This is a genomic window from Ensifer adhaerens (assembly GCF_000697965.2).
In the GTDB taxonomy this organism is placed as follows: Bacteria; Pseudomonadota; Alphaproteobacteria; order Rhizobiales; family Rhizobiaceae; genus Ensifer; species Ensifer adhaerens.
In genome coordinates this window covers 204377-217475 of sequence record NZ_CP015881.1, presented here as the reverse complement: position 1 = coordinate 217475, position 13099 = coordinate 204377, and the positions used below count along the sequence as shown (strand labels likewise).

Annotated in this window: 10 protein-coding genes; 1 reads left to right on the top strand and 9 read right to left on the bottom strand. The window is 62.9% G+C overall.

Annotated elements, in window-relative coordinates; genetic code table 11:
* Positions 1–69: 69 nt before the first annotated feature.
* The 7 genes from FA04_RS20720 to FA04_RS20690 form a co-directional block, all read right to left on the bottom strand.
* Positions 70–1011 (bottom strand): ABC transporter ATP-binding protein, encoded by a 942-nt coding sequence (locus tag FA04_RS20720; RefSeq protein ID WP_051659167.1) that lies wholly within the window; start codon positions 1009–1011, stop codon positions 70–72.
* Entirely contained in the window at positions 1008–1823 is an 816-nt protein-coding gene (locus tag FA04_RS20715; RefSeq protein ID WP_034789644.1) for an ABC transporter ATP-binding protein, read from the bottom strand. Before FA04_RS20715 ends, FA04_RS20720 begins: the two co-directional genes overlap by 4 nt.
* Positions 1820–2722, bottom strand: coding sequence for an ABC transporter permease (locus FA04_RS20710; RefSeq protein WP_034789645.1), 903 nt, complete (start codon positions 2720–2722; stop codon positions 1820–1822). Before FA04_RS20710 ends, FA04_RS20715 begins: the two co-directional genes overlap by 4 nt.
* Positions 2719–3702 carry an ABC transporter permease gene (locus tag FA04_RS20705; RefSeq protein WP_034789647.1) on the bottom strand — a complete coding sequence of 328 codons (984 nt, stop codon included), beginning with the start codon at positions 3700–3702 and terminating at the stop codon, positions 2719–2721. Before FA04_RS20705 ends, FA04_RS20710 begins: the two co-directional genes overlap by 4 nt.
* A gap of 19 nt (positions 3703–3721) precedes the next feature.
* Entirely contained in the window at positions 3722–5335 is a 1614-nt protein-coding gene (locus FA04_RS20700; protein WP_234798813.1) for an ABC transporter substrate-binding protein, read from the bottom strand.
* 282 nt (positions 5336–5617) lie between these two features.
* Complete coding sequence (locus tag FA04_RS20695) at positions 5618–6511, bottom strand: DMT family transporter (RefSeq protein WP_034789649.1); 894 nt, start codon at positions 6509–6511, stop codon at positions 5618–5620.
* 111 nt (positions 6512–6622) lie between these two features.
* A complete protein-coding gene (locus FA04_RS20690) occupies positions 6623–7552 on the bottom strand; it encodes a sugar ABC transporter substrate-binding protein (RefSeq protein ID WP_034789652.1) in 930 nt (309 codons plus the stop codon).
* 339 nt (positions 7553–7891) lie between these two features.
* On the opposite strand from FA04_RS20690, the gene FA04_RS20685 reads away from it, so the two are divergent.
* Positions 7892–8689 carry a C1 family peptidase gene (locus tag FA04_RS20685; RefSeq protein ID WP_034789655.1) on the top strand — a complete coding sequence of 266 codons (798 nt, stop codon included), beginning with the start codon at positions 7892–7894 and terminating at the stop codon, positions 8687–8689.
* A gap of 54 nt (positions 8690–8743) precedes the next feature.
* Here FA04_RS20685 and FA04_RS20680 read toward each other — a convergent pair whose 3' ends face one another.
* Both FA04_RS20680 and FA04_RS20675 read right to left on the bottom strand, forming a co-directional pair.
* Positions 8744–11899 carry an efflux RND transporter permease subunit gene (locus FA04_RS20680; protein WP_034789658.1) on the bottom strand — a complete coding sequence of 1052 codons (3156 nt, stop codon included), beginning with the start codon at positions 11897–11899 and terminating at the stop codon, positions 8744–8746.
* A 26-nt stretch (positions 11900–11925) separates the two neighbouring features.
* A complete protein-coding gene (locus FA04_RS20675) occupies positions 11926–13077 on the bottom strand; it encodes an efflux RND transporter periplasmic adaptor subunit (protein WP_082572805.1) in 1152 nt (383 codons plus the stop codon).
* Positions 13078–13099: the final 22 nt, after the last annotated feature.

Below are 13099 nucleotides of genomic sequence, written 5' to 3'. Positions count from 1 at the left end.
ATTGGTCTCTGCGGCCGCCCCGGGGGCCAGCGCGTTTCTTGGGGAATGCGGGTCCTCGGTTCACATAGCTCACGCCGGCGTTCGGCCAAGGGCACGGACGAAGTGATTCACGGTAACTTCTTCCACGTTGTCGGAGGCCGGACGGCTCTTTCGCCGCACGTCGTCGGCATGGGCAAGGAAGCGGGCGCTTTGCCCTGGCACAAAGGGGCGATCGGGGTCGGGGACCGCGGAAAGAAGCAGTTGCGTATAGGGATGGCGGGGATTGCCGATGACGGCGCTGGTCTCGCCCCACTCGACCATCTGCCCGGCAAACATCACCACGACCTCCTCGGCGATGTGGGCGGCCGTGGCTATATCGTGGGTGATGTAGAGCATGGCGAGGTTCCGCTCGCGCTTGATGCGCGCGAGCAGTTCCAGGATGTCGAGGCGGATCGACACGTCGAGCATCGATGTCGGCTCGTCGGCAACGAGCACATCCGGCCCGACGGCAAGCGCCCGGGCAATGTTGACGCGCTGGCGCTGGCCACCGGACAGTTCGTGCGGAAACTTTCGTGCCGTCACATCGGCGTCCAGACCGACATCGGCGAGCAGACGCGCGACGGCAGCTTTCGCCTCGCCCCCGTTCTTGGCGTGACCATGCAAAAGCAGTGGCCGCGCGAGGTGATGGTAGACGGAGAACACCGGGTTGAGTGAGGCGAAGGGATCCTGAAACACCATCTGGATCGCCCGCCGACGCATCTTTTCGTCGGCCCTTCCTCCGGCCTGGGTAACGTCGGCGCCGCGAAACGCCATCGTCCCCGATGTCGGCGCATCGAGCCGCGCGACGATGCGGGCGCAGGTGGTCTTGCCGCAACCGGATTCGCCGACGAGCGCCAGCGCCCGGCCGGGCTTTAAGGCAAGCGAAATGCCGCGCAAAGCCTCGACGGTACCGAAGCTGCGCCTGATGTCCTTGAGGCGCACGATCGCATCGTCTTCGTCAGCCATGGTCGTCGTTAGCGGCATCACGTTCATTCGACGACCCCCAGGCTGCGGACGGATGAGGGCAGTTGCGGGATCGCGCCCCAGAGTTTCCGCGTGTAGTCGTGTTCCGGCGCACGGCTGATCTGCTGCGTGTCGCCGACCTCGACCAATTGCCCTTTGAGCATAACACCGATGCGATGGCAGAGCTGCGCCATCAGGTGCAGGTCGTGGGTGATGAACAGCACCGAAAAACCGAGGTTGCGCTGCAGGTCGACGAGTTGCTCCAGGATTTCCCGCTGCACGACGACGTCGAGCGCCGTCGTCGGCTCGTCCATGATGATCAGTTCCGGCTTCAGCGCCAGGCAGATTGCGATAACGATGCGCTGGCGCATGCCGCCGCTGAACTGGTGCGGATAGTCGTCGAGGCGGTTGATCGGGATTCCAACGAGCCGGAACATTTCTTCGGCCCGTGCACGGGCCTGCGGCCTGGTCGCGCCGGTGTGCTTGCGCAAGACGTCGAAAAACTGCGCCTCGACCCGCATCAGCGGGTTGAGCGAGTTCATTGCGCTCTGGAACACCATGCCGATCCGCCGCCAGCGGACGTTTTGAAGCAACGCTTCCGGCATCTTCAGGAGGTTTTGACCATCGAGCAGGATCTCGCCGCCGGCGACCCAGGCCGGCGGTTTTGATAGCCGCGTGATCGCATAGGCGATCGTGCTCTTGCCGCAGCCGGATTCGCCGGCAAGGCCGAAGAGTTCGCCGCGGCGCACCTCGAAGGAGACATCGTTAACCGCGCGGAAAGCGCCGTCGTCAAGCAGGTAATCGACGTTCAGGTTGCGGATTTCCAGGAGTGCATCGCTCATCGGGCCGCCTCCAGTTCGCGACGGCGTAGCCGCGTGAGACGCAGCCAGCGGCTGAGCGCCGGACCGGAGCGAAGCTGCGGATTGGCGATCTCGTCAAAGGTGAAGTTGATGAGCGCGAGACCAAGACCGACGAGCGCGATGCCCGCGGCCGGAACGGCGATGTCCCACCAGGCGCCGACGATGATCGCCGAGGAGTTTTGCGCATTGTAGAGCATGGTGCCCCAGGTCACCCGGAGCGGATCGCCGAAGCCGAGATATTCGAGCGTCGTCTGCGCGACGATCGCATAGATGATGCTGCCGACCACGTTGATGCCGATCAGCGGCACCAGATTGGGCAGGATCTCGACGAAGATGACCCGCCAATGCGGCTCGCCGACCATGCGCGCCGCCACCACGAATTCACGCTGCCGGAGCGCCATGGTCTGCGACCGCGTCATCCGCGCCCCCCAGGGCCAGGAGGTGAGCGCGATGATCGCCATGATCGCCATCGGCCCGACCGTGCCGGCAAAAGACGCAAGCAGGATCAGCAGCGGAATATTCGGTATGACAAGGACGGCATTGGTGGCGAGATCAAGCGTCGCATCCGTGCGGCCGCCGAAGTAACCGGCGACGAGGCCGACGATTGTGCCGAGCGCAGTAATCGCAAGGCCGGTGGCAAAGCCGACCGCAAGCGACGGCCTGGCACCCCAGACGAATTGCGAGAAGACGTCGCGGCCCATCTTCGTGGTGCCGAAGACATGCTCGACGGTTGGTGGCTGATGCGAACGACCGACACGCTCGCTCGGATCACCCGGTGCGAGAACCGGCGCGAACAGCGCCATCAGGCAGAGCGTGAGAATGATGACAAGGCCGGCGACGGCTTTCTTCTGCCGCCAGAACAAGGAGACGCCCGCATTCATGCCCTGCCCTCCCTTATGCGCGGATCGACCACGCCATAGATGATGTCGACCAGAAGATTGGCGCCGAGCGTGGCGATCGTCATCAGCAGCAGTTGCCCCTGGATCACGGGATAGTCGCGGGCAACGCTTGCCGTATAGAGCGTCAGTCCGAGACCCGGATAGTTGAAGACGATCTCGGTCACGATCGAGCCGCCAAAGACCGCCCCCAGCATCAGCGCCAGGTTGGTGAGCACCGGCAGCATGGCGTTGCGCGCCGCGTAGCCGAACATGACGGCTGCTTCCGAGAGGCCCTTGGCTCGCCCCATGGTGACGTAGTCCTCACCGAGCACCGAGATCATGCTGGAGCGCATCGTCGTCTGAAACTCGCCAATCAGATAGGGCGAGAGCGTCAGCACCGGCATGATCGCGTGCAGGAAGACGCTGCCGAAGAAGGTGAAGTTCAGCCCCGGGTCGAGGCTCGGATCATAGGCGTAGCCGACCGGCAGCAGCCGGAGCGTCACGCCGAAAGTGAAAAGCGTCGCAAGCGCGATGATGACGGGCGGAACGGCAATCAGCACCACCGAGAACGGCGAGACGAAACTGTCGAAACGCCCGCCACGGCGCCAGGCGGCGACGGCGCCGAGCAGCACACCGATGCAAAGAGAGAAGGTTATGGCGGTGACCACGAGAAACGCCGTCCACCCGGCCGAGCGGCCGAGAACTTCAAGCACCGTCTGCGGATAATACTTGACCGAGACGCCGAGATCGAAATGGGCGAGCCCGACGACATAGTCGACGAACTGCTGCCAGATCGGTTGCTCGATCGCACCGAAACGCGCCTTGATCGCCTCGATGGCCGCGGGCGTTGCCCGCGGTCCGAGTTGGGCGATCATGCTGTCGACGGGGGACCCCGGCATCAGCCGGGGAACCGCGAAGTTCATGACGATCGCGAAGAGGAACGCCACGCAGTAGACGGTAAGCCGTCGACGGGAAAGTCGCATCGCTGGAACCCGCTGCCGTTTATTGTACGGGCTTCAGGCGGAGCAGATGCACCAGCCGCATCCGGTTGTTGTCGTGATCCTCGGGGTTCATGACAGGCTCGTCCTTCGTCACCCAGCCGGTAAAGCGCTTGGTCGAGAACTGATACCAGGTCGGACCGTTGAAGACGGGAACGACGGGCAGGTTGTCGGCGACGATCACTTGCACCTGATCGAACAGCTTCTTGCGGTCGTCGTCCGTCGCCGCCCGGCGGTAATCATCGAAGACCTTGTCGAGTTCGGGGTTGGAATAGCGTGACGGCGCGCTGGTGATACGCCCACCGAAGCCGGTCGACAGCGACTGGAAGTAGCCGCGGAAAGGCGTCGGGCCGTCGGCACGCGAATTCATCACCGCCTCGAAGCTGCCGTCGAGGATCTGTTTCTGCCACTGCTCGTATTCGGGCGTTGCGACAGAGGCGTTGATGCCAATCTTGCGCAAGCCTTCGGCCGCGATCTGCACCGCGTCGATCCAGTCGGTCCAGCCGTTCGGCACGATGATCGGAAAGGCGATCGGTTTGCCGCTCGGCGTGGTGCGGAAGCCCTCGCCGTCCTTCTTGTAGCCGGCATCGTCAAGCAGCTTGTTGGCCTTGTCGATGTCATAGGCGAGCCACTCGTCCTGAGCACCCTCGGCGGCCTTGTTGCGCCAGCTGTCGAAGCGCGGCGGCAGACCGCTCGCATGGGTGTTGACGACGGGATAGCCGAAACCGGCGATATCGACCATCGCGGTGCGATCCATGGAAAGGCTGAAGGCGCGCCGGAACGTCATATCGTTGAAGGCCTCGGCGTTGCCCGGATTCGACGACTTGAAGTTCATCTGGAACGAAACGGTTTCGGCTGGAGGCTGCCAGTAGCCATTATGGTCAGGGTCGAGGCCGACATAGGTCTTGTCGATCTGCGGCAGGAACGAGCCGAACCAGTCGATCGAGCCCTCCGGCAGGAGCGCCAGCATCTGGTCGTTGCCGGAAATCTGCGGCAGCTTCAGGCAATCGACCTTCAGCGTCGCCGCGTCCCAATAGTTGGGGTTGCGGCACTGCTCGTAGACCTGGGGCGTGAAGCGGCGGATCTCGGTCATCGGGCCGGAGCCGACGGGCGTCTCGTTCTTGAAGGCCAGCGGATCCTTCACGTCCTTCCAGATGTGCTCGGGCACCACCGGGAAATCGGCAAGCGACTCCGGAAAATGCGTGTCGACATCCTTGAGGTTGATCTTCACCTCGGTCGTCGACGGCGCCTCCACCGAAGCGACGGTTTCGCCAACGCCGACGGTATCGACCGCCGGGTTCTTCAGCATCAGCTCGAGCGTGAATTTCATATCTGCCGAGGTGAGCGGCTTGCCGTCCGACCATTTCACGCCGTCGCGCAATGTATATGTGATCGACTTCAGATCGTCGGCAAATTTGTAGGCGGTCGCAAGCCGAAAGACCGGCTTGCCGCCGTCGTAATCATTGAAGATCACCAGCGGCTCGTAGACGAAATCCATGGTGCTCTGCCGCCGACCGCCGAGGTCGAACGGGTTGAAATTCTGCACCCAGCTCGTCTGCTCCTCGATGTGCATGGTGAGCACGGATTCAGCGCGGGCCTCAGCGGCGCCGATCATCATCAGCACGGACGCGACGCCAACAAAACGCCGTGTCGTTCCGCTCCTTCCGCCCCCCGGCGCGTTGCGCAAAGGCCGCATTTCCTCGACTGCCGTCATGACGAATTCCCCCTCAGGTTTCGTTGATCGAACTATTAAGTCAAGTAATTTGACTTAACGATAAGTCCGTCAAAGTCGCGCTGTCAATCGGGGTATTTTCGCCGAGACTAAAGTTATGGTCCGAACCGCCAAGTGGTATTTCGAACGAGAATACCACTTCCGAAATCTTGCGATTTGGCGGCTCTTTCAGGCGGCGGAATTTGGTCGGAAAACGACTTGGCCAAGCATCGCGAGCAGAATCACCGCGCAGCCCAGGATCTGGGAAAGGCTCAAGGGTGACCCCAGAAACGCCAGCGCGAAGACGAGAACCCATACCGGTTCGCAGCACATGATCACCGATGCCCGCGCCGCAGAGATCATCTGCTGGCCGCGAAACTGCAGGACGAAGCGCAGGCAGGTCGAGATCAGGATGCTTGCCAGAAACCAGCCCCAGATCGCGATCGAAGGGACTGCCGCGGGCATCTGTTCGACAGGCAGCGAGACCGCGAGGATGACCACCCCTGCGGCCACCAGCTGGATCGCGGCTGTGGCCACCGCGCCTACTTCGGTGGAATTGCGTTTGACCAACGCAATGCTCGCCGCCCAAAGCAGGGCCGAGACCACAAAATAGAGGTGAGCCACCTCCACCCGAGCGCCGGGGCCAAGAAACAGCAAGCCCATCCCGGCAAGCGCGACGGCGATCGAGATCCCGAGCGCTCGCCCGACCGGCCAGCCGAAGAACAGCAGACCGAAAACCGGCACCAGCAGGTTGCCGGTCGAGGTGATGAAGGCCGCAACGCCCGGGTTCGTCGTCTGTTTCAGGCCGAAAATCCAGGCCATCATGGCGACCGCAAGGGCGAGCGCGGCGGGAAGCAGCAGGCGCACCGCCCTGCCGAGTTCGGCAAAGGATGCGAACCTCGCCAAGAGACCGATCAGCAGACCGGCGATGACAAAACGGCTGCTGAGGAAGAGCAGTGGCGGAAACTCGGCAAGAGCGTGGATCGAAAACAGCCATCCGGCGCCCGCCACAAAGGCCGCGATCGCGATCTGCAGATCGGCAATCGGCTGGGAAGGGGGCTGGGCGGAACGATCAGGGGTCATCTGTTGGACACCAGAGAAGCCGAAAGGCCGTAGCGAGCGGCCTGCCGGCTTCTCTGTCGGTTACAACCGAGATCTACCAGTGATTGTTCGGATTGTGACAAGAACGGCCGTCTACTGGTTCGCCTTGGCGTAGTCCTTCATGTTCTCAGGTGTCACCAGTTCGAACGGAACCCAGATATGCCGTTCGGTCTTTTCCTCCCGCGCCAGGGCGACGGCGGCATCCATCGCGGTCGCGCCCTGCGCGATTGCGTTCTGGAAGACGGTGACGTCGAGATCGCCTGCGGCCATGGCGGCAAGCCCGTCCGGCGTCGCATCGATGCCACCGACCACCACCTTCGACATGTCGGTGCCCGCCGCTTTCATCGCCTGGATCGCGCCGATCGCCATCTCGTCGTTGTTGGCGATGACGGCATCGAATTCCCGTCCTGTCGAGAGCCAGTTGGTCATGATGTTGCTCGCCTCGAGGCGATCCCAGTTGGCGCTCTGTTCCTCGATCACGCTCATGCCCTTGCAGTCATCGGTGGCGATGACGTCGTGAATATCCTTCGTCCGGGTCAGCGACGAATGATTGTTGAGCGGTCCCATCAGCACATAAACGGAACCCTTGCCGCCAAGCAGCCGGCACACTTCCTTCGTTTCCAGCGTGCCGGAATCGATCTCGTTCGAACCGACGAAGGCGGCAGTCGCCGGGAGCCCATCGGCATCGGCCGGCGGGTGGTTGGCGTAGACGATCGGAATACCGGCGGCACTCGCCATTTTCGTCAGCGCCGGCGTGCCGTCGCCATCGACGGCAACCACGACGATCGCGTCGACGCCGGAGGATATGAAGTTCTGTACCTGGTCCAGCTGCTTGCTCGGATCGTTCTGGGCGTCCTCGACCTGAACCGAAACGCCATCGAGCTTGGCGGCGCGGTCTTCCATGCCCTGACGCAGGATCGTCAGGAACGCGCTATCGGAACGGGCAATGGTGATGCCGATGTTTTCGGCGTGAGCGGTACCAGCCAGCAGAACCGACATGGCGGCAAACAGCAACTTCCTCATTCGAAACCTCCCAAAGGAACAGATGACCTGTGAGTCATAAACGGAATACATGGTCCATTGAAAGTCAATAATGAAACATGCATTTCATTATTGTGCAGCAATGGAATGATCGAAACCCCGCGAAACTCGGGATTTTCGGCATGCAAAATCCTGATAAGAGCTACCTATGAGTGCATCATCTTGATACGAGCACCGCGTATCCGGGGAGATTTCGACTGCGCCTTCGGGAAACGAGGGAGCCGCTTTCGGCTGTGTCTCACCGGAAATGCCGGCGGCGCGCGACGCCTGTGACATCACGCCTTTAACCCACGCAACCCTCGCTGTCGGCAGGAGATCCCGATGACCGTACAGGAAGCAATCCTCAACTTCGGCTATGATCCCACGATCAAGGAAGATGGCCCGACGCTCCGGCCGCCGATACCCGCATCACTGCCGAGCGCGGCAACCGTCAACGCGCTCTACCTGCCGCCGCCCAAGGCGCAGGGCACACCGAGCCATGTCGGCAGCCCCGGCAGTTGCGCCGCCTGGGCCACGACCTACGGGCTTGCCACCTATTGGGCGGCCGTTTCGACCGGCGAAGCGCCGTTGCAACCCGTGCGGCAGGCAAGTCCGGCCCATATCTACATCGAAGTGATGAAGAGCTACGGGAAAACGGGTTGCGCGGGATCACAGCTGGCCTCCTATCTCAATCTGCTCAAGCAGGGCGGCACCCCAAACTGGGAGACGGCTCCCTATTTTCCGAATTGTCCCGAGCTGTGGTCGCGCTACGATCCCGGCGCCCTTCCCGACGCCAGCTTCCAGATACCCGGCTGGGCGACGGTCGAGACCAGCGATCTCGACGCGATCAAGGCCGTCATCGTCGCGGGCGGAGCGCTCTGCTACGGCACGTCACTGAACAAGAGCTTCATGCAATATGAAGGGCCGGGCCCATTGAGAGGGCCTCTGGAAAAGTTGCCGAACACCGGCCATTGCATGTTGGTCATCGGCTATGACGACGAGCAGCAGGCCGTCCTCATCCAGAACAGCTTCGGTGAGAATTGGGGCTGCGAATGGAACGGGCGTCGCGGCTACATCTGGATGGGTTACGAGTTGTTCCAATGCCTCGCCCAGGGCCAGGCGATGTACATCACCGGCTGACGTCGGGCGGCTTGCCCGCCGCCCGATCTACCATCCCTGAACGGAGCCGTGGCCCTACTCCGCCGCCACGGCTGCGGGATAGGCTACGGTCTTCGTGTCCTCGGCCTCAAGGCTTGCCGGCGTCTCAGGCTCGACGGAGCTCTTCTTCGGTTCGCGACCGAAGAAGAGCGCATAGCCCGCCGGCAGAACCAGGATGGTCAGCACGGTCGCGACCAGGATGCCACCCATCATGGCGTAGGCGAGCGGCCCCCAGAAGACACCGCGCGAGATCGGGATCAGCGCCAGCACGGCCGTCAAGGCGGTAAGCGTGATCGGCCGGAAACGCCTGACGGCGGAGCCGATGATCGCCTCGGCGCGGTCCATGCCCGCGGCGATATCCTGGTCGATCTGGTCGACGAGGATGATCGAGTTGCGCATGATGATGCCGAGCAGCGCAATGACGCCCAGGATCGCAACGAAGCCGAAAGGCGCACCGCTGATCAAAAGGGCAGCAGCCGCACCGATGATGCCGAGCGGACCGGTCGCGAGAACCAGCATCGCCTTGCCGAAATGCTGCAGCTGGATCATCAGCAGGATGACGATGACGCCGAGCATGATCGGCGCCTTGGCGGCGATCGAGGCCTGGCTTTCGGCAGAGTCCTCCGCGCCCCCTTGGATGGCGATCGAGTAGCCGGCGGGCAGGCTGTCGCGCAGCGGCTGCATTTCGCCAAACATCTTCATCGCCACGTCGTTCGGCTGCACACCATCCGGCAGGGTGCCGCGCACGGTGATCGTCGGCAGGCGGTCGCGGCGCCATTCGATGCCCTGCTCGAGCACCGGCACGACCTTGGCAACCTGCGAAAGCGGTACGAAGCCACCGAAGTCGGTCGGGATGTATATGGAGTCGACCGAACTCAGCAGCTTGCGGCTTTCAGCGGGCTCGCGGGCAACGATCGCCACCGTCTCCTCGCCATCGCGGAAATTGTCGAGCGGCGCACCCGTGACGCTTGCCTGCAGTATCTGGCGAATGCGCTGCGAGGTGACCCCGAGCGCGCGGGCGCGGTCCTGGTCGATCACCAGCTTCATGCCCGGCACCGGCTCCAGCCAGTCGTCGTGCACGGCGCCGAGCAGCGGGTTCTCGTGGAACTTCGCCTTGACGCGATCGGCAATACGCCTGACTTCGTCGCGATCCGGCCCCATGATGCGCATCTGCACCGGCCAGCCGGTTGGCGGGCCCAGGAACAGGCGATCGACCTTGGCGCGGATCGAGGGGAAGTCGGCAGCTAGAATTCCGCGCATCTTGGCGATCAACCGTTCGCGCGCCGGCTCGTCCTTGGCCATCACGAGAAGCTGGGCAAAGTTCGGATTGCGAAGCTGCTGGTCGAGCGGCAGGAAGAAGCGCGGCGCGCCCTCGCCAATATAGGTGGCGATGAAGCGCTTGTCCTCGTCGTCCATCATGCGGGCTTCGAGTGCCTTGGCCTGCTTCTCGACTTCCTTGATGCTGGTGCCCTCGGGCAGCCAGAGATCGACGAGGATCTCCGGCCGCGACGACTGCGGGAAGAAGTTCTTCGGAATGAACTGGAAGGCCCAGAGGCTGACGAAGAAGAGGGCGAGCGTCGTCGACAGCACGATGATGCGATGGCGCACGGCCCAGGTGACCGTCGTGCGCAGGCGACGGTAGAAGCGCGTGTCGAAGACGTCGTGATGATTGCCGGCGTGGCTGCGCTGCTTCAGGAGCATATTGCCGAGCCAGGGGGTGAAATAGACGGCAACGAACCACGAGACGACGAGCGCGATGCCGACCACGTAGAACAGCGAGCGCACATACTCCCCGGCGGTCGAAGCGGCAAAACCGACGGGAATGAAGCCGGCCGTGGTGATCAGCGTTCCGGTCAGCATCGGGAAGGCAGTGGAGGTATAGGCGAAGCTCGCAGCCTCGACCTTCACCAAGCCCTCTTCCAGCTTTCGTTCCATCATCTCGACCACGATCATGGCGTCGTCGACCAGAAGGCCGAGCGCAATGATCAGTGCGCCGAGCGAGATGCGCTGCAGGTCGATGCCGAGCTCGTACATGATGGCGAAGGTTGCAGCCAGCACCAGCGGAATGGTGATCGCGATCACCAGGCCCGAGCGCCAGCCGATCGACAGGAACGACACGACGAGCACGATCGCCAGCGCCTCGCCGAGCGCCTTCATGAATTCGCCGACGGCTTCCTTGACCACTTCAGGCTGGTTGGAGACCTGGTCGACCTTGACGCCATAGGGCAGCGACGCTTCGAAGTGCTGATAGGTCGCCTCCACCGCGTTGCCGACATCGGTCACCTTGAAGCCCTTGGCCATGACGACGCCGATCTGGACGCTGTCTTCACCGTTGAAACGGAATTTGCGCGAATAGGGATCTTCGAGACCGGAGCTGACCGTGGCGATATCGCCAAGTCGGGTGATCTGGCCGCCGGCGCGAAGCCTCAGGTTCTTCAGGTCCTCCACCTTGTCAAGACTGCCTTCGACCGAGATGCGCACCGAGCGCGTGCCGGTATCGACCGCGCCGGCCGGGTCGATGTTGTTCTGGCCGGCAATCGTGCTGCGCAGGTCGTTGAGCGTCAGCCCGCGCTCGGCCAGCGCATTGGATGAGACGTCGATATAGATCTTCTCCGGCTGGTCGCCGATGATGACGGCCTTCTCGACGCCGGGCGTCGTCAAAAGCATGTCACGCGCCTGGATCGCGAACTTCTTCAGCTCCGGATAGCTGTAGCCTTCGCCGCTCAGCGAATGCAGTGTGATGAAGGTGTCGCCGAACTCGTCGTTGAAATAGGGACCGAGCAAACCTTCGGGCAGTTCGTTGGAGATGTCACCGACCTTCTTGCGGACCTGGTAGAAGGCATCCGCCACCTGTTCGGCATTGGTGTCGCCTTCGACCTGCAACGTGATGATCGCGCTGCCGGCACGCGTATAGGAGCGCACGAAATCGAGATGCGGCGTTTCCTGCAGCTTGCGCTCGATCTTGTTGACGACCTGGTCCTGCATCTCCTCGATCGAGGCCCCCGGCCAGAAGGCCTGCACGACCATCACGCGGAAGGTGAAGTCCGGGTCTTCCTTCTGCCCCATGCGCATCAGGCCGAAGACGCCGGCAAGGATGATGAGGCCGAACAGGAAGCGCGCCATGCTCGGGTGCGCGATCGCCCAGCGCGAAAGGTTGAAGGGCCGGTTTTCGTCGGAAGAGGAGGTGGTCATCGGCTCGGTTCCGCGGTTTTCGAGTGTCAGCGCAGGAGCGGGACTTCGGCCTGGGCCGAAGCGGAGTGCTGCGTCGTCGCGTTCGAGATCGTCACCTTGAGATCGTCGGCCATGAACTGCGTCCCGGCAGCAACGACAAGGTCGCCGACCTCAAGCCCATCGGTGACGCGCACGCCGTCAGCGGTGAAGTCGGAAAGCGTGACGGGACGGCTGCTGACGGTTTCGGTGCCGCGATCGACAACCCAGACGATGGTGTAGCCGTCCTTCTGTGCAAGCGCGCTCAAAGGGACCGAGACGTAAGGCTTGCCGTTGCCGGCCGACGCCTCGACGGTCGCGGTCATGCCGAGCAGAACCCGCGGATCGTTCGGCAGGCTTACCCGCACGGAAAAGGTCCGCGACTGCGGGTCGGCGCTGCCCGCCACCTCGCGTACCGTGCCGTCAAGCGACAACCCGGTGTCGGACCAGAGCCCGACCTTGACCGGCAGGCCGGTCTTGAAATTGGCGATCTCCGTCTCGGGCACGGCGACCTGCACTTCCTTTTCGCCTTCGACGGCGACAGTCGCGACAGGCGTGCCCGAACCGACGACCTGGCCGACATCGGCATTGATCGTGGTGACGATGCCCGGCCGGTCGGAGACGAGGTTCGTATAGGTCACCTGGTTCTCCACCTGCGACAGCGCCGACTTCGCAGCGTCGCGCGTCGCCACGGCCTGATTGTAGCTCAGCACCGACTGATCGAATTGGGCCTGCGAGGCAAATTTTCGGGCGAGCAGTTGTTCGGCGCGATCGCGCACCAGCTTGACTGTCTCGACCTGACGCTCGGCCGCTTCCAGATTGGCCGAAGCGCTGCGCACGGCGAGCTCATAATCGGTGGCGTCGACGCGGGCGAGCAGATCGCCGACCTTTACGCGGTCGCCGACATTGACGACCCGCTCGACGATCTTGCCGCTGACGCGGAAGCCGAGGTTCATTTCGGTCCGTGCCCGCACGGAGCCGGAATAGCTGAGCTGGCGGGCCGTGTCGGCCTCAGCAATCTCGACGACCTTGACCGGGCGCACCACCGCAGTGGCTTCGGTCTTTTCCTGCGAGCAGCCGGCCAGTGTCGCCGCGAGCATCGAGAGGAGTGCAGCAGTGGCAAAAAATGAAGTACGGCGGCGAAATTCTATGAGCTTAAACATGTTCGCACTCCCAAAACAGGCT

Bases quoted from the DNA above. Each gene is read 5' to 3' on its own strand.
- FA04_RS20675 (WP_082572805.1), bottom strand. From the start codon at position 13,077: ATGTTTAAGCTCATAGAATTTCGCCGCCGTACTTCATTTTTTGCCACT.
- FA04_RS20710 (WP_034789645.1), bottom strand. From the start codon at position 2,722: ATGAATGCGGGCGTCTCCTTGTTCTGGCGGCAGAAGAAAGCCGTCGCC.
- FA04_RS20705 (WP_034789647.1), bottom strand. From the start codon at position 3,702: ATGCGACTTTCCCGTCGACGGCTTACCGTCTACTGCGTGGCGTTCCTC.
- FA04_RS20695 (WP_034789649.1), bottom strand. From the start codon at position 6,511: ATGACCCCTGATCGTTCCGCCCAGCCCCCTTCCCAGCCGATTGCCGAT.
- FA04_RS20720 (WP_051659167.1), bottom strand. From the start codon at position 1,011: ATGAACGTGATGCCGCTAACGACGACCATGGCTGACGAAGACGATGCG.
- FA04_RS20680 (WP_034789658.1), bottom strand. From the start codon at position 11,899: ATGACCACCTCCTCTTCCGACGAAAACCGGCCCTTCAACCTTTCGCGC.
- FA04_RS20715 (WP_034789644.1), bottom strand. From the start codon at position 1,823: ATGAGCGATGCACTCCTGGAAATCCGCAACCTGAACGTCGATTACCTG.
- FA04_RS20685 (WP_034789655.1), top strand. From the start codon at position 7,892: ATGACCGTACAGGAAGCAATCCTCAACTTCGGCTATGATCCCACGATC.
- FA04_RS20700 (WP_234798813.1), bottom strand. From the start codon at position 5,335: ATGATGATCGGCGCCGCTGAGGCCCGCGCTGAATCCGTGCTCACCATG.
- FA04_RS20690 (WP_034789652.1), bottom strand. From the start codon at position 7,552: ATGAGGAAGTTGCTGTTTGCCGCCATGTCGGTTCTGCTGGCTGGTACC.